This window comes from Acidicapsa acidisoli, from assembly GCF_025685625.1.
GTDB classification, from domain to species: domain Bacteria; phylum Acidobacteriota; class Terriglobia; order Terriglobales; family Acidobacteriaceae; genus Acidicapsa; species Acidicapsa acidisoli.
This window is the reverse complement of the sequence record NZ_JAGSYI010000001.1, coordinates 1,509,191-1,533,418: the sequence shown is the minus strand read 5'-3', so window position 1 is coordinate 1,533,418 and position 24,228 is coordinate 1,509,191. Positions and strand designations below refer to the sequence as shown.

24 protein-coding genes are annotated in these 24,228 nt (G+C 59.4%); 18 read left to right on the top strand and 6 right to left on the bottom strand.

What is annotated here, in order from left to right; genetic code table 11:
• The first annotated feature begins 10 nt into the window (after nt 1-10).
• The 11 genes from OHL23_RS06130 to OHL23_RS06080 all read left to right on the top strand — a co-directional run bounded on the left by OHL23_RS06130 (nt 11) and on the right by OHL23_RS06080 (nt 12,225).
• Nucleotides 11-397 carry a hypothetical protein gene (locus OHL23_RS06130; protein WP_263350904.1) on the top strand — a complete coding sequence of 129 codons (387 nt, stop codon included), beginning with the start codon at nt 11-13 and terminating at the stop codon, nt 395-397.
• A 69-nt stretch (nt 398-466) separates the two neighbouring features.
• Entirely contained in the window at nt 467-700 is a 234-nt protein-coding gene (locus OHL23_RS06125) for an AbrB/MazE/SpoVT family DNA-binding domain-containing protein (protein WP_263350903.1), read from the top strand.
• Nucleotides 700-1,098, top strand: coding sequence for a type II toxin-antitoxin system VapC family toxin (locus OHL23_RS06120; protein ID WP_263350902.1), 399 nt, complete (start codon nt 700-702; stop codon nt 1,096-1,098). Before OHL23_RS06125 ends, OHL23_RS06120 begins: the two co-directional genes overlap by 1 nt.
• A 109-nt stretch (nt 1,099-1,207) precedes the next feature.
• Nucleotides 1,208-3,976, top strand: coding sequence for a valine--tRNA ligase (locus tag OHL23_RS06115; protein ID WP_263350901.1), 2,769 nt, complete (start codon nt 1,208-1,210; stop codon nt 3,974-3,976).
• Nucleotides 3,977-4,025: 49 nt separating this feature from the next.
• Nucleotides 4,026-4,961, top strand: coding sequence for a carboxylating nicotinate-nucleotide diphosphorylase (gene nadC, locus OHL23_RS06110; protein WP_263350900.1), 936 nt, complete (start codon nt 4,026-4,028; stop codon nt 4,959-4,961).
• 13 nt (nt 4,962-4,974) lie between these two features.
• Nucleotides 4,975-5,793 carry a biotin--[acetyl-CoA-carboxylase] ligase gene (locus OHL23_RS06105; RefSeq protein WP_263350899.1) on the top strand — a complete coding sequence of 273 codons (819 nt, stop codon included), beginning with the start codon at nt 4,975-4,977 and terminating at the stop codon, nt 5,791-5,793.
• Nucleotides 5,794-5,813: 20 nt separating this feature from the next.
• A complete protein-coding gene (locus OHL23_RS06100; RefSeq protein ID WP_263350898.1) occupies nt 5,814-6,710 on the top strand; it encodes a type III pantothenate kinase in 897 nt (298 codons plus the stop codon).
• Nucleotides 6,711-6,718: 8 nt separating this feature from the next.
• A complete protein-coding gene (locus tag OHL23_RS06095) occupies nt 6,719-7,435 on the top strand; it encodes a hypothetical protein (RefSeq protein ID WP_263350897.1) in 717 nt (238 codons plus the stop codon).
• Nucleotides 7,432-8,742, top strand: coding sequence for a class I SAM-dependent RNA methyltransferase (locus OHL23_RS06090; protein WP_263350896.1), 1,311 nt, complete (start codon nt 7,432-7,434; stop codon nt 8,740-8,742). The genes OHL23_RS06095 and OHL23_RS06090 overlap by 4 nt, the downstream gene beginning before the upstream one ends.
• A gap of 193 nt (nt 8,743-8,935) precedes the next feature.
• A complete protein-coding gene (locus OHL23_RS06085; RefSeq protein WP_263350895.1) occupies nt 8,936-11,743 on the top strand; it encodes a ComEC/Rec2 family competence protein in 2,808 nt (935 codons plus the stop codon).
• 134 nt (nt 11,744-11,877) lie between these two features.
• Nucleotides 11,878-12,225 (top strand): hypothetical protein, encoded by a 348-nt coding sequence (locus OHL23_RS06080; protein ID WP_263350894.1) that lies wholly within the window; start codon nt 11,878-11,880, stop codon nt 12,223-12,225.
• A 4-nt stretch (nt 12,226-12,229) separates the two neighbouring features.
• On the opposite strand, the gene OHL23_RS06075 is transcribed toward OHL23_RS06080, so the two are convergent.
• The 5 genes from OHL23_RS06075 to OHL23_RS06055 all read right to left on the bottom strand — a co-directional run bounded on the left by OHL23_RS06075 (nt 12,230) and on the right by OHL23_RS06055 (nt 17,401).
• Entirely contained in the window at nt 12,230-13,045 is an 816-nt protein-coding gene (locus OHL23_RS06075; RefSeq protein ID WP_263350893.1) for a DUF3108 domain-containing protein, read from the bottom strand.
• A 211-nt stretch (nt 13,046-13,256) separates the two neighbouring features.
• Nucleotides 13,257-13,865 (bottom strand): methyltransferase family protein, encoded by a 609-nt coding sequence (locus OHL23_RS06070; protein WP_263350892.1) that lies wholly within the window; start codon nt 13,863-13,865, stop codon nt 13,257-13,259.
• On the bottom strand, nt 13,862-15,052 hold the full coding sequence (locus OHL23_RS06065; RefSeq protein WP_263350891.1) for a glycosyltransferase family 9 protein: 1,191 nt from the start codon (nt 15,050-15,052) through the stop codon (nt 13,862-13,864). The genes OHL23_RS06070 and OHL23_RS06065 overlap by 4 nt, the downstream gene beginning before the upstream one ends.
• A 43-nt stretch (nt 15,053-15,095) precedes the next feature.
• On the bottom strand, nt 15,096-16,094 hold the full coding sequence (gene lpxK / locus OHL23_RS06060) for a tetraacyldisaccharide 4'-kinase (RefSeq protein ID WP_263350890.1): 999 nt from the start codon (nt 16,092-16,094) through the stop codon (nt 15,096-15,098).
• Nucleotides 16,091-17,401 carry a 3-deoxy-D-manno-octulosonic acid transferase gene (locus tag OHL23_RS06055; RefSeq protein WP_263350889.1) on the bottom strand — a complete coding sequence of 437 codons (1,311 nt, stop codon included), beginning with the start codon at nt 17,399-17,401 and terminating at the stop codon, nt 16,091-16,093. The genes lpxK and OHL23_RS06055 overlap by 4 nt, the downstream gene beginning before the upstream one ends.
• A gap of 187 nt (nt 17,402-17,588) precedes the next feature.
• Here OHL23_RS06055 and OHL23_RS06050 point away from each other — a divergent pair, with 187 nt between their 5' ends.
• Nucleotides 17,589-18,254: a hypothetical protein gene (locus tag OHL23_RS06050; RefSeq protein ID WP_263350888.1), complete on the top strand. Its 666-nt coding sequence runs from the start codon at nt 17,589-17,591 to the stop codon at nt 18,252-18,254.
• Nucleotides 18,255-18,347: 93 nt separating this feature from the next.
• On the top strand, nt 18,348-18,764 hold the full coding sequence (locus OHL23_RS06045; protein ID WP_263350887.1) for a hypothetical protein: 417 nt from the start codon (nt 18,348-18,350) through the stop codon (nt 18,762-18,764).
• A 46-nt stretch (nt 18,765-18,810) separates the two neighbouring features.
• Here OHL23_RS06045 and rsmD read toward each other — a convergent pair whose 3' ends face one another.
• Nucleotides 18,811-19,425 carry a 16S rRNA (guanine(966)-N(2))-methyltransferase RsmD gene (gene rsmD / locus OHL23_RS06040; protein ID WP_263350886.1) on the bottom strand — a complete coding sequence of 205 codons (615 nt, stop codon included), beginning with the start codon at nt 19,423-19,425 and terminating at the stop codon, nt 18,811-18,813.
• Between the two features lie 117 nt (nt 19,426-19,542).
• Between rsmD and OHL23_RS06035 the strand changes: the two genes are divergently transcribed.
• From OHL23_RS06035 to OHL23_RS06015, 5 genes are all read left to right on the top strand, one after another.
• Nucleotides 19,543-20,625: a CBS domain-containing protein gene (locus tag OHL23_RS06035; protein ID WP_263350885.1), complete on the top strand. Its 1,083-nt coding sequence runs from the start codon at nt 19,543-19,545 to the stop codon at nt 20,623-20,625.
• A gap of 238 nt (nt 20,626-20,863) precedes the next feature.
• A complete protein-coding gene (locus tag OHL23_RS06030; protein WP_263350884.1) occupies nt 20,864-21,457 on the top strand; it encodes a 3-keto-disaccharide hydrolase in 594 nt (197 codons plus the stop codon).
• A 166-nt stretch (nt 21,458-21,623) separates the two neighbouring features.
• On the top strand, nt 21,624-22,475 hold the full coding sequence (locus tag OHL23_RS06025; protein ID WP_263350882.1) for a sugar phosphate isomerase/epimerase family protein: 852 nt from the start codon (nt 21,624-21,626) through the stop codon (nt 22,473-22,475).
• 57 nt (nt 22,476-22,532) lie between these two features.
• On the top strand, nt 22,533-22,874 hold the full coding sequence (locus OHL23_RS06020; protein WP_263350881.1) for a CBS domain-containing protein: 342 nt from the start codon (nt 22,533-22,535) through the stop codon (nt 22,872-22,874).
• Nucleotides 22,875-23,123: 249 nt separating this feature from the next.
• Nucleotides 23,124-24,173 (top strand): hypothetical protein, encoded by a 1,050-nt coding sequence (locus OHL23_RS06015; RefSeq protein ID WP_263350879.1) that lies wholly within the window; start codon nt 23,124-23,126, stop codon nt 24,171-24,173.
• Nucleotides 24,174-24,228: the final 55 nt, after the last annotated feature.

Below are 24,228 nucleotides of genomic sequence, written 5' to 3'. Positions count from 1 at the left end.
GCCGAATCGTATGGCGATGTGGCTGCGGTTTGTTACAACCCGCGTCGATGAAGACGCCCGAAAGCCCGAGGGAGTCTTCATGGCTGCCCACTCTCTCCTTGATTCAGGCGACTTGGATGCTCCCGAATGGAAACAATTGAGCGAGATTTTAGATTGGTTTAAGGTCAATCTACCCACACCGCCAGACAATTTCGAGGCCAGTCGAGCAATCTTCTGGTTTCAACCAAACGCGCGCGACTGCATTGATCGTGTTTGGGAGTTGGTGCATTTTCTGCGATTACACGGACGCCACGTCACTGTGTATAAATGCCCTCGACTCGGAAATATCTGTTATCGCGATAAGTTTCAAGCTGCGGCTTATCCCTCTGATCGAGACGGCAAAATTACCATGCAGTGATGTGATGGATTTTCGAATAAAGCTGGCAAGTATTACAATCAAATTATCGGTAATACCGGAGGCCACTCCATGAACACCACACTCACCAGCAAAGGCCAAGCCACCATCCCCAAGCACATTCGCGAGGCTCTCGGCCTCAAGCCGGGCTCCAAACTCACGTTTGATGTCAACGAAGCCGGCGAACTCGTGCTTCGTCCCGAGGTAGAGCCGCCCAATCCCTTTGAGGCGGCGCGTGGCACAGCTCAAATCAAATGGGAAGGCACCACGGACGAATACATGGCCTTTATCCGGGGCGAGGACTGATGGTACTCGTAGATACGAATGTGATCGTAGACATTCTAGATAACGATCCGAATTGGGCAAACTGGTCGATCCATCAACTGAACCGAATCAATCGGCTTGAACCACTACGAATCAACGTCATTGTCTACGCCGAGCTATCCAGATTCTTTGCGACACCATCCGACCTAGACGGCAGCCTATCCTCACTCCGAATCGGGGTCGAATACATCCCTCGCGAAGCCGCTTTCCTCGCCGGAAAGGCATTCCTCCAGTACCGCAAATCGGGCGGAACGCGAACCAACGTCCTGCCCGACTTTTTCATCGGAGGCCACGCTGAAGCATCGGCCTGCCCACTCATTACCCGCGACGCCCGCCGCTACACGACCTATTTCCCCACCGTTCGTCTGATCACACCCTAAGCGAAGCTCATAACGCCCCAACCCCTGTGCTATCGTGAGGGGTTGGCCTCAATTGCGGAAAGCCCTGTAGAAATGGCCCCTGCAAGCCCGATAGGCCAGAAAAATCCACATGCCACACGACCTGCCGAAAGCCTACGACCCCACCGCCATTGAAGACCACTGGGCCGAATACTGGGTCCGCGAAAACCTGTTTGCGCAGCCCACACCCGAGCTCGACGCAGAAACCGGCGATCCTTTCACCATCCTGCTGCCGCCGCCGAATGTGACCGGCCGCCTGCACATGGGCCACATGCTCAACCAGACGGAGATGGACATCCTCACCCGCTGGCACCGCATGAAGGGCGACCCAACCCTCTGGCTCCCCGGCACCGACCACGCCGGCATCGCCACGCAGATGATGGTGGAACGCCAGGTCGCCAGCGAAGGCACGTCCCGCCAGGCGCTGGGCCGCGAAAAGTTCCTCGAACGCGTCTGGTGCTGGCGCAAGCAGTACGGCGGAGCGATCCTCGAACAGATGAAGCGCCTCGGCGCCTCCGTCGACTGGCAGCGCGAATACTTCACCATGGACGCGAACCTCTCGGTCGCCGTCCGCGAGGCCTTCGTCCGCCTGCACGAGCAGGGCCTCATCTATCGCGGTGCATACGTCGTGAACTGGTGCCCAAGCTGCCAGACCGCCATCAGCGATCTCGAAGTCATCCACGAAGAAGTCCTCGGTTCACTCTGGGAGATCCGCTACCCCGTCGCCGGGCCGGATGGGAAGGCGACCGGCGAGTTCCTGACCATCGCCACGACGCGCCCCGAAACGCTGCTAGGCGACGTCGCCGTGGCTATTCACCCGGAAGACGAGCGCTACCTGCACCTGCACGGCAAGAAGCTGCTGCTGCCGCTCATGAATCGCGAAATCCCCATCGTCCTCGACGACTGGGTCAGCCGCGACTTCGGCACCGGAGCCGTTAAGGTCACACCCGCGCACGATCCCAACGACTTCGCCCTCGGCCAGCGCCACGACCTACCGTCGATCAATATCATGGACGACACGGCGCACATCAACGAAGCAGGCGGTGTCTACGCCGGACTGAGCCGTTTTGCAGCCCGCAAGCGCATTCTCGAAGACCTCGAAGCACAAGGACTGCTCGGCAAGATCCACGACCACAAGCTCTCCATCGGCCGCTGCGAGCGCAGCAAGGACGTGATCGAGCCGCGCCTCTCGACACAATGGTTCATTAAGATCCAGCCGCTCGCCGACCGCGCCATTCAGGCCGTCGAAGAGGGTCACATCCGGTTCACGCCCGAGCAGTACAAGAAGACGTACCTGAACTGGATGACGAACATCCACGACTGGTGCATCAGCCGCCAGCTCTGGTGGGGCCATCGCATCCCGGCCTGGCACTGCGCAGACTGCCACAAGATCACAGTTGAACGCGAAGACCCAACCGCCTGCGCCCACTGCGGCGGCCCACTGATCACGCAGGAAACCGACGTCCTCGACACATGGTTTTCCTCCGGATTGCTTCCAGTCTCCGTCTTCGGCTGGCCCTTTACGGACAACAAACCAAGCATCGACTTCAGCACCTTCTACCCGACAAGCCTGCTCGTCACCGGCTTCGACATTCTCTTCTTCTGGGTCGCGCGCATGATCATGCTCGGCTGCTGGTTCGCGCTCGACGTACCCATGGCCGACGGATCGAAGCGCGAACTCAAAGATGCCGTCCCGTTCAAAGACGTCTACATCCACGCACTCGTCCGTGACGCCAACCGCGAAAAGATGTCCAAGACCAAGGGCAACGTCATCGACCCCATCGAGATCGTCAAGCAATACGGCACAGACGCCGTGCGCTTCACACTGGCCTCAATGGCCTCACCCGGCACAGACATCGCCTTCAACGTAGCCAGAACCGAAGGCTATCGCGCCTTCGCCAACAAGATCTGGAACGCCGCCCGCCTCGTTTTCATGAACGTGGATCGCGCAGCCGAAGTTGGCATCGTCGTCGATCCAGCCGCACTCGGCGGAATGCCTGATGTCTCTGAGGATGCGCCGCTCGAAGCCCGCTGGATCGTCGCCGAGTTCCACAAGACCGCCGTGGAAGTAAATCAATCGCTCGCAAATTATCGCTACGACGATGCGGCGAATACGATCTATCAATTCTTCTGGGGTAGCTTCTGCGACTGGTATCTCGAAATCGTCAAGCTGCGGCTGGACTTCAGTGAGAATACGGACAAAGCCAAGACGCAAGCAGCGCTGACAACTCTGCTCAGCGTATTTGAAGCGTCTCTGCGGCTGCTCTCGCCCTTCATGCCGTTCATCACCGAAGAAATCTGGCAGACGGTCTACGAAGGCAATCCACCTGTGAAATCGATCGCTTTGACACGCTATCCGCAGGCTGGCGATGGTCCTGCCGACGCGACATCTCAAGCAGAGATGGACTTGCTGCAATCACTCATTGTCGAAATCCGCACACTGCGCAAGGAGATCGGCGTTGAAGAGAAGGCCGTCACGCCGATCGAGCTACGCATCGACACTCACTCGGGCGCAGCCATCCAACAGAACGCCATCATCGTGGAGCGCCTCGCGCGTGTCACAGAGATCCGCCCTGTCGAAAAGATCAGCGCAGGGCTGGCGAAGCATCACACGCCGGCCTTCGACGTGGCCGTCATCTACGAACGTGAAATCGACGTTCCCGCCGAGCGCGAGCGCCTGACCAAAGACATAGCCAAATACGAAAAGGGCCTCGCCGCAGCGGAACGCCAGCTAGGCAACCAAAGCTTCCTCGAAAAAGCCCCGGCGAACATCGTCGAAGGTCTCAAGAAACAGGAATCCGAAACCCGGCAGTTACTCGAAAAAGCAAGAGCAGCCCTGGCCGCTCTTCCATCCGAGTAATCCGCCGACAAAGCTAGAGGCTAGCAGCTAGTAGCTCCAAGGAACTCCGATGGAATGGAAAAATCGCCGCATCGACGCCTTGCTCGAGCAGGCGCTGATCGAAGACAAAGCCGCAAGCGACACCACCACCAACCTCACCATCGACCCCGATCTGCGCGCCACGGCCACCATCATCGCGCGGCAGGAGATGGTCGTGGCGGGTCTTGGCTGCGTGCCGCGCTTTCTGGAGATTTTCAGCCATCTCGACAAACGTTCCCCTGCGCAGACACGCTACGAAGTCATCAGCCATCACGAAATCTTCGATGGCGTCCGCGTCCACGACGGGCAGACGCTCGCCGTCATCCGCCACAACGCCCGCGCCTTGCTAAGCTGCGAACGCGTCATCCTCAACCTGATGCAGCACATGAGCGGCATCGCCACACTGACGCGCCAGTACGCCGACGCCATCGCGGGCACCAAAGCTCACGTACTCGACACCCGCAAGACCGTTCCCGGTCTGCGTGCTCTCGATAAATACGCTGTCCTTTGCGGCGGCGGCACGAATCATCGCCTCGATCTCTCCGACGGCATCCTCATCAAGAACAACCACATCGCCCTCGGCGGCGGAGTCCGCAATGTGCTCACGGCCGCACTTTCAGGACGCAAGCCCGGCCAGCGCGTCCAGATCGAAGTCCGCAACACGCAGGAACTCGAAGACGCGCTCAAGCACGGCGCAGAAGCTATCCTGCTCGACAACATGACTCCCGACCAGATCAAGGCCGCTGTCACGCGCATCAAGCAGCACGTTGCCAAGCAGGAAGAAGCAGACCCCGCTGTCCCCGGTGAAAAAAAGCCATGGATTCCAACCGAGGCCTCGGGCGGCATCGTTCTCGAAAACATCCGCGCATACGCGCTCGCCGGCGTTGATTTCATCTCAGTTGGCGCACTCACTCACTCCGCCAAAGCCGCCGACATCAGCATGCGCATCAAGGCAGAAAAACTCTGACCAAGCTCTGACCATGGCTACATCCGAACCCGAAGAACTGAATGCCGTCGAGATCGACGCCGCGCTGGCCGGCACACCGTTTCATGGCCGTCTGCGCCACTTCCGCAGCATCGACTCCACGAACACCTATGCTCTAGAACAAGCCCGCACAGGCGCACCCCACGGCAGCTTCTACGTTGCCGACGAGCAAACAGCGGGCCGCGGCCGTAGCGACCATAGTTGGCATTCATCCGCAGGCGAAGGCCTCTACCTCAGCGTTCTGCTACGCCCTGCATTGCTGAGCGCGGGCATCGCCATCGCTGACCTTACCTGGCTTCCGCTTCTTGCCGGTCTTGCCGCACATCGCGCCATCCACGAGGTAACCGCGCTCGACATTGACTTGCGCTGGCCCAACGACTTGTTAATCGATCGACGAAAAACTGGCGGCATCCTCGTCGAGGCCCACGCCGAAGCTGGTTGCGCTTCCTCAGCCGTCATCGGCATCGGCATCAATCTCCACCAGCAGCGCTTCCCGCCCGGCCTCGCAACGGAACCCACATCGCTCGATCTCGAAACAGGCCGGATAACCAGCCGCCAGCAGCTTCTCATCGCGCTGCTACAATCGCTGCATATCGAGTTAGCTGCCCTCGGGTCGGAAGCCGCAATGTCCGCAATTCCCTCCCGAATAGCAGCAATTTCAAGTTGGGTTCAGGGCCGCTGCGTCGAAGTCCACGGCCCGCAAACCTGCACCGGCATCACAGACGGACTCGACGAACGTGGCTTCTTGCGCGTCCGTACGGCAAACGGACTCGTCACCGTAACCACCGGCGGCATCCGTGACGCACAAGATTAAGTTTCCGAGGATTGAAGATCATGCTCCTGGCTCTCGACGTAGGCAACACCAACACCGTCCTCGGACTCTACAGCCTTGCCAGCGCACTCGACCCCTCCAGCAATTCGTCCCCAACGCTCGTAGCCCACTGGCGCGTGTCGACCCACCGCACCCAGACAGCCGACGAATACGGCGTCCTATTCACCAACCTGTTCAACCTGCACGGCCTCGCTACGACACAAGTCCATCACATCATCATCTCGTCCGTCGTGCCACCGGTTGAAAGCACCCTGCTCCAGGTCTGCGAGAGCTACTTCAAAATCAAGCCGCTCTTCGTCGAACCAGGCATCAAGACCGGCATGCCTGTGCTGGTCGACAATCCCGCCGAACTGGGCGCAGACCGCCTCGTCAACGCCATCGCCGCCTATGAGAAATACGGCGCGGCGTCGAAAGGTCCAGTAATTGTCGTCGACTTCGGCACCGCAACCACCTTCGACGTTATCTCGGCCAAAGGCGAATACCTCGGCGGCATCATCTCACCCGGCCTCGGCATCAGCGCCGATGCCCTCTTCAGCCGCGCTGCCCGCCTTGGCCGCGTAGACATCAAGCGCCCGCCCAAAGTCATCGGCACCACCACAGTCACCCACATCCAGAGCGGCTTGTACTACGGCTACATCGGCCTCGTCGACGGCATCCTCGAACGCATGATCGCCGAGATGGCAGAGGACCCACGCTGCGGCCGCGCCACGCCAAAGATCCTCGCGACCGGCGGTCTCTCCACTCTGATCGCGGGCGACTCACGCTACATTTCCACCATCGACGACATGCTGACTCTGGAAGGTCTCCGGCTGGTCTTCGCTCGCAACCGCCCGGATCAAACCGGCGCAGGTAGCGCGATCACCGGCAAACCCTCTCGCCCACGCAAGCGGAGCAACTAAGCCTCGCCGTGCAGAACTACTTCAATTACTTCACCGAGATCGAGGAGCATTTCCAGCACCGTCGCGGGTCGCTTCTGCTGCTCTCGACGTTGGACTGGGCGCTCATCGAAACCTGGCGCGAGGCCGGCATCCCGCTCGAAGTGGTCCTGCGCGGCATCGACGAAGCCTTCGACAAATTCGATGCCCGCCAGCAAAAGAGCGCGCGCCGTCTAAGACAAGTCAACGGCCTCGCCTGGTGCGCGCAGGCCGTCATGGAAGCAGCCGAGCAGCAGAAGGAAGCCGCCATTGGCGCTAACACTGAGGCTCATCGAGAAGCCGACGCCGGATTTGAGACCCGACGCATCGCAGACCATCTGCAATCCGCGGCTCAGGCCCTCGAAACCGCCAAAATCGTCCCCGAAGCCCTCGCATCTCTCGCTCACCGCCTGCGCGTGATCGCCGAATCCCTCCTTAGCCCCTCATCCAACTCACCCACCCTGAATCTCGAAGACCTCGAACGCGAGCTAACCGTCCTCGAAGAAAAGCTGTTCGCCAATCTGACCACCCACGTTCCCGAAGAGATCCTCCTTCGCTTTAAGACCGAAGCCGCCCGCGACCTCGCTGCCTATCGCAGCCGCATGGGCGCGGTGCAATTGCGCCAGATCGAGCAGCAATTCGTCCACAAGCGCCTTCTGGAGCACTACCAGCTCCCCCGGCTAAGCCTTTTCTACATGAGCCAAGCATGAAGCCGACCCTGAATCTGACCCATACGCTGAGGATGGAGAAGCCCATCTACGGCGGCGAATGCCTCGCCCGAGCCGAATCAGAATCCAAGAGGGGAAAAACCGTCTTCGTCCCGCTCACACTGCCCGGCGAAACCGTAACCGCCCACGTGACCGAAGAGAGACGCAGTTTCGCCAAAGCAGAAGTGGACCAGATCCTGACAGCCTCCGTGGATCGCGTCCAGCCCAAGTGCCCTCATTTCGGCTCGTGCGGCGGCTGCCATTACCAGCACGCCGGTTACCCGGCACAAAAGAACCTCAAGCAGCAGATCCTGCGCGAAACCCTCACCCGCGCAGGCGTAGCCCTCCCGCCAGAGATCGGCTTACTTTCCGCCGAGCCCTGGGCTTACCGCAACCGCATCCGTCTCGGGTTGAACAGTGCACAGGAGTTCGGCTACAGAGGCCGCCGTTCCCACTCCATCGTTCCCATTCGCGAATGCCCAATCGCCGCGCCGCGCCTGATGGAAGCAGCCGCGCAGATTGCTCGCTTCCTCAAGGATCACCCAAGCCCCTCGCCAATCTCCGAATTCGAGCTCTTCACCAACCACGACCAGTCCCAGCTTCTTATTACTCTCTTCAGCCAGAAAGCTTCTCAAAAAGAAGCGCCCGCGTGGCTGGACGCCGTATCTGCAGCGCTTTCACCCCATCCAACCGGCCTGCGCATCCAATACTCGGACGGCTCTCTGAACCCGCAGATTCTGGCGATCTCAGGTGGATCATCGCTGACATATACCGCCGCCGGGATCGACTATCGCGTCGATCATGGCGCGTTCTTCCAGGTAAACCGCTGGCTGATCGACGATTTCACCACTCTCATCGCCGCCAGCCACTCGGGAAAACTCGCGTGGGATCTCTTCGCCGGTGTCGGCCTTTTCGCCCGCCAGCTTGCGCAGTCCTTTGAAGAGGTTCTCGCCATCGAATCAGCGCCAGCGTCCTTTCCGGCGCTCGAACATAATCTGCAAAACACAAACAGCCGATCCTTCGGCCTGAGCACACTCGACTTCCTGCGCCGCAACCGCGAAGAGCGTGAACCCGGCCCAGACCTGATCGTTCTCGACCCGCCGCGCACCGGCCTCGGCGAAGAAACCACTAGCCTCCTCAACGCCATCCACGCGCCCGTCATGGTCTATGTCTCCTGCGACCCGGCCACGCTGGCCCGAGACCTGCACGCACTGACCAGTGAACGCTACAAAATCGACAGCATCATCCTCGTCGACATGTTCCCGCAGACCTTCCACCTGGAGACCGTTGTCCGCCTCAGCCGGATCTGAGTCATTAGATCAATCTGATACATTGGGGCCATAGTTCGAGCTTGATTCGGGCCTGATTCCCAAACCTGCAGCGATTTCAACCATAGCGGGGCAGGGAACCCCGGCGCTTTGCAACTTTCCTCCAGATCTCCGACACATGCGTGCGAAGCATAGGTCCGGTTCGACTTAATCTGCCGGCCTCGGAGCGGAAGCTGTGCCCGGAACGGAAAATTCGACCCCCATTTCTCTGACACCGCTCGCCGTCCCAACCGCCAATCCTGAATTCCAACCCATTCGCAAGCCAAGAAAACCTCGCCAGACAGCCGCTCCCGCCGCGCTAATCCCGCTCTTCTACGCCACTCTGGCCTACCTGGCCGGAATCGTCCTAGCCCACTCCTTGTACCTGCGCCCCAGTTGGCTACTCGCAGGACTCGTCCCTCTGGCAATCGTCTCTGTTGCTGCAATCTGGAAAACTCCAAGGCTGCGCTGGCTGCCGATCATCGCAATCTGGCTTGTCCTCGGCATCTGGTCCGCAGAGACTGAACCAAGCCCGGCTCCCAACCCCGGTATTGCACAGCTCTCCGACAGTTTGCTGCGGACAGTAGAAGGAACCGTCACCGACGCAGGCCCAGTTCGGAATAGAGACAGCGCACAGGAAGCCCCCCAGGATCAGGAATTGGAATCCGCGCCCGAATCCACGGGAGAACAGGTTCAGCGCATCGACCTGCGCGTCGAAAACGCCGAGATCGTAACCGACACCTCCGACACCACGCGCAGCCTTCCCAACTCGGAGTCAGCAAAACTCCGCCTGTCCGCGATCTGGCCTACCACGTCGGGGCAATCGATCCAATGCGGACAGCGCATTCGGGCCGTAGTTCGCATCCTTCCGCCAGACACCTTCCACGACCCCGGCGTCTGGAGCCGGACCGCTTACCTCGAATCGCAAGAGATCACCGCGTCCGCATCCCTCCTCGCCACCAAACGCGATGCGGGCGAACCGCGCCTGATCCTGCTCAACACCCCAGCCCATGCCCCGTTTCCATGCCTGCTGAACCAGGCCCGCAACTCCGCTAGCTCGGGGCTCCAAACCCTGCCCGCACTCACCCACAACCTGCCCCACGCCTTGCGAGCGACGCCGGAAGACGCAGCCATGCTCACGGCCCTGCTTACCGGCGACCGGACGTACCTGACGCACGGCCTTCGCGCAGGCTTCGAGCGCACCGGCTCCTTCCATCTCATCGTCGTTTCCGGCCTTCATCTGGCGCTCTTGGCCAGTTTGGTCTTCGCTCTAGCCCGGCGGCTGCGCATTCCGCGCCTGCCCGCAACCGCTCTCACCATCGGAATCTCGCTGGCCTACGCGCTCTTCACTGGCTTCGCCGTACCCGCCCAGCGGTCCTTCTGGATGATCACGCTCTACCTGGTTGGACGCCTGCTCTACCGCGACCGCAGCCCGCTGAACGTCATCGCATTCGCCACCCTCTGCCTCACCGCAGCCGGCCCTCGCAGCGTCTTCGACGCGAGCCTGCAGATGACCGTGCTCTCCGTCGCCGCTATCGCCGGCATCGCGATTCCACTGCTCGAACACACCCTGCATGCTCGCATCAAAGCAACCAGAGACTTGTTTCTGATCGCAATCGATCCCAAACTGCCGTCGGCAATCGCTCAATTTCGCGTAACCCTGCGCCTCATCGCCACGCATCTGGAATCCGCCACCAACAACACGATTGCCCGTAAGCTTTTCCCCCTCGCTGTCCGGTCAATTCTGCAACTCGGCGAGTTCCTCTTCGTAACCCTGGTCGTCGAATTGGTTCTGGCCCTCCCGATGGCCATCTACTTTCACCGCATCACCGTTTACGCGCTGCCCGTCAACCTGTTCATCCTGCCCTTGCTCGCAATCCTTGTCCCGTCCGCAATGCTCGTACTGCTTGTTCTCGCCGTTTGGCCTGCCGCAGCGATCCTGCCTGCCTCAATCTGCCTAAGCACACTGCACTTCAGTGTCTTTCTCGTGCGAAAGATGGGCGCGCTCTCGCTCGGCGACCTGCGCGTGCCGGACCCCGCTCCGATCCAGATCGGAGTGGCGCTCATCTGTTTCGTTCTTGCCTTGCAACTCGCGCGGGGAAGCGCCGCGCACCGCCGCCTTGCCTTTGCAGTTACGCTGCTTGTCGCCACAGCGGCACTCTGGCCGCGTCCAGTGCACCATCCCGCCGATGCAATGCTCTTTGAAGCAATCGACGTCGGCCAGGGCGACTCGCTGCTCCTGATCACGCCGGACGGCAAGACGCTATTGGTGGACGGCGGCGGCCTGGGCTTCCTTGCGCCAACTACGCACAGCGGCGGCTCAGACTTCGACGTAGGCGAAGAGGTCGTTTCCCCGGCGCTCTGGGCGCGGGGAATCCGCCGCCTGGACGCAGTCGCTCTCACGCACGCCCATCACGACCACATGGGAGGCCTACCCGCCATCCTGCGCAACTTCCGCCCACGTGAGCTCTGGGTCGGCAACAACCCGCCAGTGTCCGCCTACAAAGCGCTGCTCGACGAGGCTGCATCGCTTGGCGTGCGCGTCCGCTCGTTTCATGCCGGAGACGAAATCCAGCTCGGCCAGGCCAATCTCCGCGTTCTGGCGCCCCAGCCGAGCTACCACCCCGGTCCGCAGCCCGCAAACAACGATTCGCTGGTTCTCCAGGCACGCTATCAGGCTGCGTCGATCCTGCTGGCCGGCGATGCCGAAGCGCCGGAGGAGCAGGCCATGCTCGCTGAAACCGGCCTGCAAAGCACAGTCCTCAAAGTGGGCCATCACGGCAGCCTGACGTCTACACGACCGGCCTTTCTCGCCTCAGTTCACCCAGCTTGGGCCGTCATCTCCTGCGGACGCCACAACCGTTTCGGCCATCCCCGCCCGGAAATCCTGTCAGAACTTCAGGCCTCGCACACCCGCGCGTTTCGTACCGACCTCGACGGTGCAACCTGCTTCCTGCTCGACGGAAAGACAGTCCAGACAGAGCCATTGTGCAGCCAACACTGATAAATCCACTGATGAATCTCATGATTCATCCTGTTCGCCGAGCAGTAGTTTCCAAAAGCGAAGCGGTGTACCATGCAGCCAGCAGGGACGCATTTCCCCGCTTTCGTTCGTGCCACCCGGAGGCCCCATCGCGCATGAGCCAGTCCGCCCATCAGCCCGAATCCCACCCGCAGAATGCCCTGATCGCGAATTACCCCGAAAAGCGTGGGTCAGAGGATCGTGGAACCAGCGATCAGGAAACCCAGACCCCGGAAGAAAAAGCCGAAGAGTCAAGACGCATCCGCCGCCTTCAGCTCATGATGAATATGGTCATGCAGGTAATCCAGCAGGATCGCTCGCTGGCTGTCGAGCAAGCTTCGGAGATGGTCGCCGATGCCCGCCGCGCCGCGCTGGCCATGTTTCCGGACAAGGCCCTCGCCTTTGACCTGATCTTCTGGCCGCGTTTACAGCGGCTGATGCGCGAACGCTACCGAATGCAGTAGGCCTTTACTTGTTTTCCAGAGACGCCAGCCGGAAAGTGATCGTTCCCCAGAACGACCGCGCCCGCATTTGAACCGGCAAATGCCGGTCGTCGTCCGTGTACCAGATCCAGATCTGCCCGCGATTCTTCACCACTCCGGCCTCGGCTGTCGGCTCCACGCGAACCGTCTTGAAGGTCCCAGCGGGCAACTTGAGCTCTTCCCGGCCCTCAACCTTCATCGTCACCGTCACCGTCTTCAGCGGGTCCGACACTGGCATATCGAAACTCTTGCCGACCGTCATCGTCTGCGACGACGCATAAAAGACACCCGTCAGCAAGTCCGTTACGCAGGACGGAATTCCCGCCTCGAGCCGCTTCGTCTGTCCCGTTGTCAGGTTTTTCTCATCGAGAATCGACTTGCCCTCGGCGTAGTCCAGCTTGAGCGTGGACGTGATCTGACGCCGTCCCTCCACCGTCTGCTTGTCAAACTCCGTCGTGCAGCCTTTTTCCCGGTCGAAGGTAGATTGGAATTTGTCGCTGACATGAAACAGCAGATTGATCGCACCGAGGGTGTCGGCATTTGCCGTCAGATGCTCCCTCGGTCCGTCCTCCTCCAAGTGCAGAACAGCCGTTGCCGCCGGAAAGACTCGCCAGTCGACTGCGTAGGTAAACGTCTGCTTAGAGGGAAAGGTGTAGCCGGCCCGAGGCGCCGGAAGGGACGGAATCTGCTGCGGAGCGCTTTGCTGGCTCCAGAGTGGAATACAAATGCCCGTCGCAACGAGCAACGCGGCCATGGCCAGTACCGCGACGCCTGAAAAAGAGAAAAAAGAATAGTGCTTCAACGTAAGGGTCCGCTCCCCAGGGTCGTCGTGCCGGCCCCGATATCGATCGAAAAGTTAGAACTTCCGCTTCGGCTCAGCGCCGATATGGTCTTGTGACTTGCCGTTCCCCGACAGAGCAGAACAGGCGAAAACTGACGGCCCCATATATAGACGAGTTCCGTCCCAAATCGAGACCCGCGTGGAAATGTTGTGCTGTGATGCGATCAAGATTCTACTTCCCATGCATCGAGTGCAGCAAAATCCCCAGCAACAGGCTCAAATAGAGTAGTGCGGCCCCTATGGCTGAATTGTACTCGCGATGTTTGCGGTAGAGCGCGAAAGAAAAACTGCCGCTCTGGCCTCTCGGGCCATCTGGTGTCCGCGCCGCCGTAATTCGCGGGATCAGCCGGGGCACCCGGGCGCAATACCACTCAAATTCCAGAAAAGTATCGCGAAGAAACGCCTCCTCCGAGGCGATCACCGGCACGTAAATCAGCAAAAAAAACGCCACAAGTGCAACTGCGAATGCCGCGCTCATCAACGCAACCGCGAATCCCGCAGCAATCAAAATCGAACCGAGGTACAGCGGATTCCGCACATGCGCATAGGGCCCAGTCATCGTTAACTCCCTATTTTTCTTCACGTACCCGGCAGCATATCCGCGCAACCACAATCCCGCCAGGACCAGCGGCAGGCTCCAAAGGATAAAAACCGGTTGTGGCTTGTGCACCGCCAGTTGCCACAGATACAGCAACGCCGCGACAAAGCCGAGGGGCACACGAATACGCCGGGCGATTTTCTGCCACCCGGCCATAAAAGAGTTCTGAGCGGTTTCCGTCATGAACTAAGCGCCTCCGACGCCGGATGCGTGCCGGAGTTGTAGCCCGGGGCGTCGCCGGAACCAGAGGTCAACTGCTCTTCCGCACTCTGCCGGGCTCTCCGTTCCTCCAGCATCAAATCAATAGCCGCAGCCATGACCGCATTCGGCAAGATGGTAAGAAGACCAGCCTCGGGCTGCTCCCGCCTCGTATGGTCGTTCCGGCTTTCCGGGTTTCGCAATACGCGAAACCGGTTTCCAAAGGGACCATTCCGTCGCGGGTCCGTCGGCCCGTAGATCCCCACAACCGGCTTGCCCAGCGCACAGGCCAGATGCACCGGTCCCGTATCCCCGCCAATCACGATGGAAACCCGCCGCGTCAGCGCAACCAGTTGCTCCAGGGAGCACGCGACGACCGACACTCTTTCCGCAGTCTGCGCTCCAGCGATAACCGCCGCCGCCAAAGCTTCCTCACCCGGTCCAGCATTTACGAGCACCAGCCCGCCGCGCATCGCAAACTCCGCAGCAACCACGCCATACCTCTCCGGAGGCCATCGCTTCGCGCCCCAGCCAGCCCCTGGGTGAATCAGCAGCACCGGCCGCCCCATCTCGATAGCGTGGTTAAGCGCGTCCAGCCGGTCGCACCACTCTTCAGCTGCGTCGTCAACGGGCAGCATGGACGTGACTGGCGTCAACAGGTCACCGGCAACGGCGCTGGCAAGCTCGACATCCTGCTCAATCACATGCTCGCCCGCCGTCTCGATCCGCTCGGTAAACAGCCATTTCGCCGGAGTTTCCCTTGGCCGGGCCTCGCCAATAATCCGCCGGCAGCCCGAAAGCCGCGCAACCACCGCCGACCGGATCGCTCCCTGTAGATCCAGCACAGCCTCGTACTCGGCCGCCTGCATCTGCGAACGCAACGCACGAATCTCCGACAGCGTCTGGCGCTGAAAAGGCCTGCGTCCCCAAGCTTTAGTTGGAACCAGATGAACCTGGTCTACGACAGGCCGGGCCTCGTTCCGTGGGGCATCCAATTCCGCATTTTCCGGCTCAGCCGTTAGCAAAGGCCGCCAGCGCGGCTGGACAGCCCAGTCAATCTTCCACCCCGGATGCGCCCTGCGCAGCGCCGTGACCGCCGGCAGAGCGTGGAGAATGTCGCCCATCGCCCCCAGCCGAACCACCAGCAACCGAAACTGAAAGTGACTCCGCAAACCCCAATTTTCTCACAGCCGGAATTCAAAGAAGTCAATTTGCTCAGCGCCCCAGAACCCCCAGAAGCCATGCGGCAACCCCAGCCTCGTCCTCAAAGACCACCCGAAGATCCACAGCATAGATCGGCAACACCTCGTCGAGCGCCGTCCCGAGGCTTGCCAGGCGAACGAGATCCTTTGCGGTCGTAACCAGCGCCCCCGAGCCTGTCGCCCGCGCTATCTGGTACAGCGCCTCCACATCGTCCGCGATGTACGGGTGGTGATCAGGGAAGACGCGCTTTTCGGCAATCTGAAATCCCTGCTGCACCAGGCCGGAGAAGAACTGCTCAGGCCGCGCGATCCCGCAAAAGGCGACAAACGGCTGCGCAGCCAGGCTCTCTGGAATCTCCGGCACAATCATCTCCCTGCGAAATCGCCACACCTGTTGCCCAATCAGCGGTCCCAGGCCTAGCTTTTGCAAAGAGTCGACAGCCGCATCGTCCCCTTGCGCGACGGCCAGCACACGCGCCCGCCTGAGCGCACCAAGACCCTCGCGTAGATTCCCGACCGGCAGCAGCCGGTCTTCCAGGTCTTCGGAGTTGACCAGCACAATATCCGCCAGCCGCACCAGTTGCCGGTGCTGGAAGCCATCATCGAGAAGATGCACGCCAATTTCGTCGGCAGCTTCCTTTTCCGCCAGCTCGCCAGCCAGCCAGCGCTGCGCCCCCACATACACCGGAACGCCGGCTTCCCGGGCTATCAGTAAAGGCTCGTCGCCAAACTGCTCGGCGGAGCCGCCAGCGTTGACCCTCCCCACCTCGGTGCTCTGGCGCCCGTACCCACGCGAGAGCACATCGACGTGGATTCCCTCCCGTAGCAGCAATTTGGCCAGCGCGATGGTAAACGGCGTCTTTCCCGTCCCTCCGGCAGACAAATTGCCGACACTGATCACCGGCCAGCGCAACCGCCGCAACGGCAGCAATCCCAGCCCGAATCCCGCCATGCGCATCGCCAGCCCCGCCGCGTAGAGCGGCATCAGGGGCAAGAGCCAGGGACGCTTCATGCCGCACCCTCCTCGCCCAGAAGCCTCTTGATCACCACAACCGAGCGCTTCGTAGCGCCTGCCTGCTCCTCAAAGACCCTCCGTCCACGATCCCCCAAAGCACGCGCAGCCGCTGTGTCGCCGAGCACAGACGAAATGGCCTCGGCCAATTCGTCCGCTGGCGCGATGACCATCGCATCCTGCGCCCGCATAGCCTCAACAATCGCCCGGAAATTGCCGTAATGCTCGCCCATCACCACCGGCACGCCAAACTGCGCAGGCTCCAGCGGATTGTGGCCGCCCGCCGGCACGAGGCTCCCGCCGACAAACGCCACAGCAGCCAGCGAATACACCGAAGCCAGCTCGCCGATGGAATCGAGGAGAACAATCTCACCAGAAGCCAGCTCCCGCTCTCCGATCCTCGATCGGCGCCTCCAAGGGAACCTTGCGCGTTCCAACACCTCCGCCCCCGCCGCAAACCGTTCCGGATGGCGCGGCGCCAGCACCATCGCCAGATTAGGCTCAGCATCTAAAAGCTCCGGCCACGCCGCCAGCAACATCGCTTCCTCACCCTCCAGCGTGCTCCCAGCCACAACCAGCCGCAAATCGCCAGTCAGCTTCCGAATCAGGCTCGTAGCCGCCGCTTCGTCCCCGACCCGTACATCAAATTTCAGGTTTCCGCTCACCGTCACCCGATCCGGCACGCACCCAAGCACGCACAAACGCTCGGCATCGACCTCGGACTGCGCCAGCACGGCAGCTAGACGGCTCAAAAACGGCTGCCAAAGCGAGCGCAGACGCTGGTAGCGAGGCCACGAACGATCCGAAATCCGCGCATTCACCACCACCACCGGAATCCCACGCCGAAAACAACAACTCAGCAGATTCGGCCAGAATTCCGTCTCCGCGAGCACCAGCATGCGCGGCTGCAACACCTTGAAATACGCACGAACGGCCCACGGCAGATCCAGCGGGCAATAGAAAACCCGCTCCGCGCCGAAACGCTCGCGGGCCAGTGCCTGCCCGGTCCTGGTTGTCGTAGAAATCATGACTCGAAACTGCGGAAGTTCAGCGTCCAGCTCCGCAACCAGGCGAGTCACTGCCAGCACCTCGCCGACCGAAACAGCATGAATCCATATCACGGGTCTGCTTACAGAAGCACCCCCAACCGCGTCCAATTGCCGTTCCCAAATGCGCGCTGGAACCCCGCCCAGACGTTCGCGCAGCCCCTCGCGGTACTTCCGCGTTGTCGCCATCCGCCAAAGCCACCACGGCGCGCTGACCACCAGCGCCAACAGCAGTCCCACGTTATAAAGGAAAAGAATCATGGACTCAGTGCGCCAAAGAACCGGAACAGACCGCCATACTGCAACCAATTCCGGAATGGGCAACCCTCAAATCATACAGTCGCGCCCGTTTCCCTCTGGCCACTCTCCCATTCCCCGCTTCGACTGTTTACCTTCCGCGCCGGCAATCCTGATACAGTTTTCTTCGATGAAGTCTTCGCGTCGAAGAATGACAGGCACCTCAGCCCCGCTCGCTGTTCTGGCAATTGCCATCCTCGCGCTGCTGCCGAGACCCTCCCACGCCGGCGATCACACTCCGCCCGCCGTCCAGCCGGCCACTGACTTCGCCGCCGTTGAGGTGCACACCGACGAAAAACTCGCCATCGCCGCGGAACCCTACGACACCAAGGACAAGATGACGCTCTTCCGCGTCGACTACATCTCCCACGGAGTCATGCCCGTCCGCCTCATTGTCACCAACAACGGCGACCGGCCCATCTCGCTCCGCGACGCGCGCATCCTCTTCGTCACCTCCACGGGCGACCGTATCCAGGCCGCCGAACCGGAAGATGTCGAACGCCTCATGACTCGCAAAGAGCGGGAAGGCACCAAGATCCCCATGCCCGGCCCCATTCCTGCCATCAAAATGAAGCCCAAAGCCAGCGACAAGGAGATCGAGCAGGACTTCGATACCTTCGAATTTCAGGCCCTCGTCATCGAACCGCACACCACCCGCGCCGGATTTCTCTTCTACGACGTCAGCGGACTCTCCCACCCGCTGCAAGACGCACTTTTGAATCTGCACACCATCAAAGACGCAGACGGCAAAGAACTCTTTTACTTCGAAATCCCCTTCAATAAGTACCTGAAAACCAAGTCCAGTCAGATGAATTAGGACTCCGTTTTACTACGTGCAACTATTTCCCCGCGCATGCGTCTCCAGATGCAACTAAGTTACTGCGCGCATTTACGCAGCGGGGGATAACTCATGTCAAGCTTCCGAGAGAAGCTTTATCGACTCGTCGCGCTCTCCGTAGTCTGCCTTCTGCTGATCCCAACACCTTCCAATGCTGAGCCGAAACCGCTGGACCCCGGAACAGTGCACGTGCGCGTGATGAAACGCGGAGTAGATCATTGGATCGCCGTACAAGAACAAAATGGGGTCCAGCTATTCGGCCGGATTCTCGCCATCGGAGATCGATCCTTCACCCTTCAGTTGCATAACGATCCGGCAACGACCGAGATCTTATACACAGATGTAGCCTATCTCCGAACAGGATTTACTACGGGTCAAAAAGTGCTGATGCTCGTAGGCATCGCAGCCGTAGCCGGGATGACCACTTATGGGGCCGTCCATGTTCACGATCTTGCCAATAAGCCTTTGACTCCGCCCGCCATTCCTTGACGAGATAACTTCAATTGAAAATGGAGTTATCCGGCATTAATTCGTCTTACACGACGTGCGGGGCCGCTGGCGCAACTTCGTAAAAACTCAGCCCCGCGTCGCCCTGCTCCAGAAGCCGCGTTCGTCTAAGACCGCCATAGCTCTCCGCAAGCGGCTGCTTGCGCCGATGCTCCGCAACCACCAGCGCCCCCGGCGCGAGCAGCGCCGCGCATTCGCCGCCAAGCAGCCCCAGTGTCGTCGCATATTCTTCCGCCAGATCATATGGCGGATCGAGAAAAACGACACCAAACGATCCCAGTGCAGTTCTCTCCACATTGCGCAGAAACCGTCCGACACTGCGCTTCTCAACCCGGAGACCTCCGCCGCGCAGGCCCGAACTACCCAGACCAAGACTGTCGAGATTTTTCTTCAGAACAGCCAGCGCCGGAGCGCCCTGTTCGACAAAGGTCACCAAAGCCGCCCCACGACTGAGCGCCTCGATCCCCACGGCTCCCGACCCCGCATACAAATCCAAAAACGCCGCGCCCGCTACGCGATTCACCGCGCCGTTGGTCAGGACGTTAAACAGCGTCTCCCGCAACCGGTCCGCCGTGGGACGCGTGTCCAGCCCCGCCGGAGCCAGCAGTGGCCGAGATCGAAGACTCCCCGCAATGACTCGCATTGTCTTAACTTAACCGCTCCCGTGAGGCTTGAAAAACTCACCCGTCAGTGCCTGCCTCCCGCGCAGTGTCTACAATCAATGTGTATGCGTGGCTGGTCAATCCCGTTGGGCCGCTGGATGGGCGTCGAAATTCGCATCCACACCTTTTTTGTGATGCTGGCCGTCGTCTGCCTGCTCTTTGCCAACGCCGTCGGCGTCAGCGCTACTGCCGGCCTCGGCCTGTGGTTTCTGATCGCGGGCGCAGTTGCCGTGCGCGAAACCGCGCGGCTGATTACCGCAGCATGGCTCGGCCTGCGGCTGCGAACCGTGCTGCTGCTGCCCATCGGCGGCCTCTTTGCCTACGCCAACCCGGAAAGCCAGGAGATAGCCAACTCCGGCAGCGCGCAATACGCTCTCGCGCTCTCTGGACCCATCGCCAACCTGGCCACGGCGCTGGTGCTGGCTGCAACCGTCACCGGCGCCAGCGGAGGCTTCTCGCTCTTTGCAGCGCCTTTTGTCTCTCCCACCGCGCTGATCCGCAGCATGGTCTGGCTGCAGGCATTCCTCGGCGCGCTTCATTTTCTCCCCGCCTATCCCCTCGACGCCGGCCGGCTGCTGCGCAGCGGAATTGCCCGCACCCACGGACAAACCCCGGCCAGCCGTGCCCTCGTCGGGCTGGGGCAGTTGCTGGCTCTCGGCGCGATCTTCGTCGGATTCTTCCTGCACGACCCAATTCTCCCGGCCGCGGGCTTCTTCATTTTCATCGGCGCGCAGCTTGAAGATCAGGGCATCTTCTTCCAGTCCGTCGTCGACACCGTGCAGATGCGCGAAGTCATGCTCACCGACTTCGCCACGCTCTCGCCCTCCGACACGCTGGCCGACGCGCTAGTCCGCTGCGTCCACTCCTTGCAGGAAGATTTCCCCGTCGTCCGCGGGTCGCAGCTGGTGGGCATCGTAAACCGCCAGCGCATCGTCGAAACCCTTCGCGCCGACGGCAACGGCTACATCCAGGGCGTCATGTCCCGCAGCTTCCAGGTCGCCAAACCCGAAGACACGCTGGGAGCGATCATCCGCCGCATCACCGCAGGCCGCGGCCTCACGCTGATCCCGGTAGCCGAAGGCGAACGCATCGTTGGCATGGTCAGCGTGCAGAACCTGATGACATCGATGTCCCTGCTGGCCGAACAGCGCAAAATCGAACGCCTGGAATCCGGCAGCTAACACTGCCGAGACTCTGCACCGATTGCGAGTTATTGCCGGACGGAACCTGCCAACAGCAAGGAGTTCATACACTACAATCCTTGTCATCGGAGGATACATTTCATTGAACATGCGTAAAGCTGTTTCATCCCGCCCGGAGAATTCTCCCGAAACCAGAACTAATTGTCAGCAATTTAGATTTCGAAAGCGCCTTTTCGCTACTGCTCTGCTCCTTGTCACCATAGTTGCAGGCGGTTATATGTTAGTTGCTCAGGATAAGGTCAAGTTACCGGGCGAGGATTGGCTCTCTCTCTTCAACGGCTCCGATCTTACTGGCTGGTCAAAAGTCGGCAACGAGAGTTGGACCGTCGAGGACGGGCTCATTCACGGCAAAGGACTCACCAAAGATTATGGATATCTGGAAACCGTAAAGAAGTATAAGAATTTTCAACTCTCGCTGCGGTTTAAATGCGTCGGCGATGGCAACAGCGGCGTATTTTTTCACTCCGCATTCAAGCCGGGCACAGCGGATGTAACCCAAGGCATGCAATTCGAGATCGATTGCAAGATGATGCATCACACCGCTGGTGTTTATGCGGAAGACGGACGCGAATGGGTAGCCTGGCCCGCTCCGGAAAATGAAGGCGTAGTGCGCATGGGCGAGTGGAACGACTATCTTCTCGAAGTCGTCGGCAACCGCTACAGATCCCGTCTGAATGGCGTCGAAATGGTGGACTTTACCGACCCCAAGCCAAGCTCCTTCGATGGAACCATCGCGCTCCAGCTGCACGCAGGCGGCCAGGGCAACATGGAGTTCAAGGATATCTGGATTCGGGATCTCTCTGCACGATAAAGCGCTCTCATTATCGCTTTGAACAAACCCCGGATAAAAAAGAGGTGGGGTCAGTTTGAAGGGTACGGGCTTCAGCCCGCACATTAAGCCCTGCAATATCAGGGGGCTTTAGCCCCTGAGGCTTCGCACTGTTTTCAAAATGACCCACTACCTAAAAGGAATCGTCGTGCAAAATATAAAACCGATGCAGATTGGGCTGGTGTTTTGGGCCGACCAGAATGCGGAATCTGTTCTTCGCCAGCTTCAAGACCTTGAGCTGAATTGCGGACAACTCGGTGTCCCTCCGGAATTGCATTGCGAAACGGCTCTCGACGATTGGAAGATAAGCCTGAACAAATGGCAGGTTCATGTGACCAGCGCCGTGTGCTCCTATGCGGGCGAAGACTATTCGACCCTGGAAACCATTCATCAAACAGTAGGCTTTACTGCGCAACATCTAAGAGCGGAGCGAATTGCGAGAACAAAAGAAGTATCTAAATTCGCTCATAGTTTAGGCATTCCGGCTCTTTCCTGCCACGTCGGTTTCATTCCTACCAATCCGAAGGAAGCACTGTACGGAGAACTCAGCGATCTAACCAAACTGATCTGCGACCACTGTGCAAGTCATGGTCAGGACTTTGTTCTGGAAACCGGACAGGAACCTGCGGACGTCCTGCTCGCATTTATCAAGCACGTAGACCGGCAAAATCTGAAGGTTAATTTCGATCCGGCGAATATGATCATCTATGCCTCTGGCGATCCACTGGCTGCACTTGATCTCCTAAGTCCCCACGTCCTCTCAGTTCATTGCAAGGACGCTCGTTTTCCGCTTGCAGGCGACAGCACTCATCTCGGCAAGGAATGCGCGCTGGGCGATGGAGAAGTAAATTTCCCCGCCTTTCTGCAGCAACTCGAAACGATGAATTACCAGGGCGCGCTGAGCATTGAGCGGGAAGAACCGAATATCGAGAAGAGACTGGCCGATATCAATACCGGGATATTGCGGTTAAAGCAGTGGAAGTCAAATCCGGAACTATGAAGCCCGCAACCCGTACCCCGTCCACATAACCGGAAAACTTCGACCACGCTGCTTCGGGTGCCCTGGGTCTCGCTTTCGAGACCCGGTTTCCCAAATTCTACCGCTGCAGATCCGCGAATTTATGCTGACCAGCTTCGCTACGCTGCCACCCTCCGCGCCGACGGCAACGGCTACATCCAGGGCGTCATCTCCCGCAGCTTCCAGGTCGCCAAACCCGAAGACACGCTAGGAGCCATCATCCGCCGCATCACTGCAGGCCGCGGCCTTAGGCTGATCCCCGTAGCCGAAGGCGAACGCATCGTAGGCATGGTCAGCGTCCAGAACCTGAGAGCTACATGTCCCTGCTCGCCGAGCAGCGCAAAATCGAACGCCTGGAATCCGGAAACTAGCTTCGGCTGACTCGATTCTGCTGGCTCCAAGACGAAATCAGGGACACGGAGAGCACTAAGTCCACCCTAAGTGTCCCTCAAATGCGAGATACAGAATCGCTCCCGTCTTGTTTCGAATGAGGTTCCGGGCTTACATTATCAAATAACGAAGCAAAGCACTCCTTCACGAGCCAATTCTCATGAACCTCTTTTCGCGGGTCACCAAATGACGGCCTTCCTTCGAAGACGAACTGTCCTCATCTTTGGCGGAATTGCGCTCGTGCCGGTGATTCTGTTCGCGAGCCTCTGGCTGTCTATGGATGCCAGCTATACGCCCTCTGAAATCGTTGACTTCCACCCTTTGAACTTTCAGGCAAAAGCCGATGAGAGCTTCTTCTACTCCATCGGAAATGAGTTGAAACATTCCGATCATATCGACCCGCAATCACCAACTCTGGCCCGTGGAAAGGTCGGCCAATATCTTGTCGCTCCTGACAAGCGGAAGATTGCCGTTGCGGGAGACGGACACTTGTTCATCGTCAGTCTTGACAACCCGACTTTTCATCAAGTGACAACCGTTGACTCAATCTACAGAGAACCTAAACCCATCGGAAGGTCTTTCTTCAGAGATCAAGAATTCCAATGGGCAAGGGACTCAAACGCTCTTTACCTGATCAAAGACAAATTCTATGAGTCGCAAGGCTCGCAGTTATTTTCGCAAAATGGCGAACTCTGGAAATATGACCTTAAAGAAAAAAGCTTGCGGTTAGTTCTCAAACCCTTCCCTGCGGATAATTACTTTTTCGACGCCAAATCCAAAATCTACTTTTCGGTCCCGACCGATAGCGGAGACCTGATCCTCAAGAACTTCGATGGCAGGGACGTGTCGGATGTCCCTACCGAAACTGTAGAGACCATTCCAACCAGCCGGCTGGCTGCGAATGTTACGATCAAATCTCCGTTTTATTCTTTCTACAGTTTCGATTACCCGAGGTTTGCGCGTCGTGACAACGACATGAGTATCGTGTTTGACGAGCCGCGCGGGCTGAAAACCCTTTCAGGCAAAACGAAACAGTACTTAACCCTGACAAGAGGTGAGGGTTTTAAAGGGAGCTACTATTGCGATGATCCTTCCAAGAGTCTTTCCCTCCCAGGCGACAGATACTTCCTGCTCTCCGTCTCTTGTAAAAACTATGACGGCCAATTGTTGATTGACACGCAGACCGCAAACTATCAGACTCTTCCCAAAGATACGCGGATCTACCTCACTCTAAATACAGACACTTATCCGCATTACCACATAAGCGGAGGCGGAATCAGCATTCGGTAGCGCAAAAACAAGCCGTCAAAGACTGGTCATCCCGAGTTGATCGTCGTCGTCGACT

Bases quoted from the DNA above. Each gene is read 5' to 3' on its own strand.
- OHL23_RS06130 (WP_263350904.1), top strand. From the start codon at position 11: ATGGCGATGTGGCTGCGGTTTGTTACAACCCGCGTCGATGAAGACGCC.
- OHL23_RS06125 (WP_263350903.1), top strand. From the start codon at position 467: ATGAACACCACACTCACCAGCAAAGGCCAAGCCACCATCCCCAAGCAC.
- OHL23_RS06120 (WP_263350902.1), top strand. From the start codon at position 700: ATGGTACTCGTAGATACGAATGTGATCGTAGACATTCTAGATAACGAT.
- OHL23_RS06115 (WP_263350901.1), top strand. From the start codon at position 1,208: ATGCCACACGACCTGCCGAAAGCCTACGACCCCACCGCCATTGAAGAC.
- nadC (WP_263350900.1), top strand. From the start codon at position 4,026: ATGGAATGGAAAAATCGCCGCATCGACGCCTTGCTCGAGCAGGCGCTG.
- OHL23_RS06105 (WP_263350899.1), top strand. From the start codon at position 4,975: ATGGCTACATCCGAACCCGAAGAACTGAATGCCGTCGAGATCGACGCC.
- OHL23_RS06100 (WP_263350898.1), top strand. From the start codon at position 5,814: ATGCTCCTGGCTCTCGACGTAGGCAACACCAACACCGTCCTCGGACTC.
- OHL23_RS06090 (WP_263350896.1), top strand. From the start codon at position 7,432: ATGAAGCCGACCCTGAATCTGACCCATACGCTGAGGATGGAGAAGCCC.
- OHL23_RS06080 (WP_263350894.1), top strand. From the start codon at position 11,878: ATGAGCCAGTCCGCCCATCAGCCCGAATCCCACCCGCAGAATGCCCTG.
- OHL23_RS06070 (WP_263350892.1), bottom strand. From the start codon at position 13,865: ATGACGGAAACCGCTCAGAACTCTTTTATGGCCGGGTGGCAGAAAATC.
- lpxK (WP_263350890.1), bottom strand. From the start codon at position 16,094: ATGAAGCGTCCCTGGCTCTTGCCCCTGATGCCGCTCTACGCGGCGGGG.
- OHL23_RS06055 (WP_263350889.1), bottom strand. From the start codon at position 17,401: ATGATTCTTTTCCTTTATAACGTGGGACTGCTGTTGGCGCTGGTGGTC.
- OHL23_RS06050 (WP_263350888.1), top strand. From the start codon at position 17,589: ATGACAGGCACCTCAGCCCCGCTCGCTGTTCTGGCAATTGCCATCCTC.
- OHL23_RS06045 (WP_263350887.1), top strand. From the start codon at position 18,348: ATGTCAAGCTTCCGAGAGAAGCTTTATCGACTCGTCGCGCTCTCCGTA.
- rsmD (WP_263350886.1), bottom strand. From the start codon at position 19,425: ATGCGAGTCATTGCGGGGAGTCTTCGATCTCGGCCACTGCTGGCTCCG.
- OHL23_RS06035 (WP_263350885.1), top strand. From the start codon at position 19,543: ATGGGCGTCGAAATTCGCATCCACACCTTTTTTGTGATGCTGGCCGTC.
- OHL23_RS06030 (WP_263350884.1), top strand. From the start codon at position 20,864: ATGTTAGTTGCTCAGGATAAGGTCAAGTTACCGGGCGAGGATTGGCTC.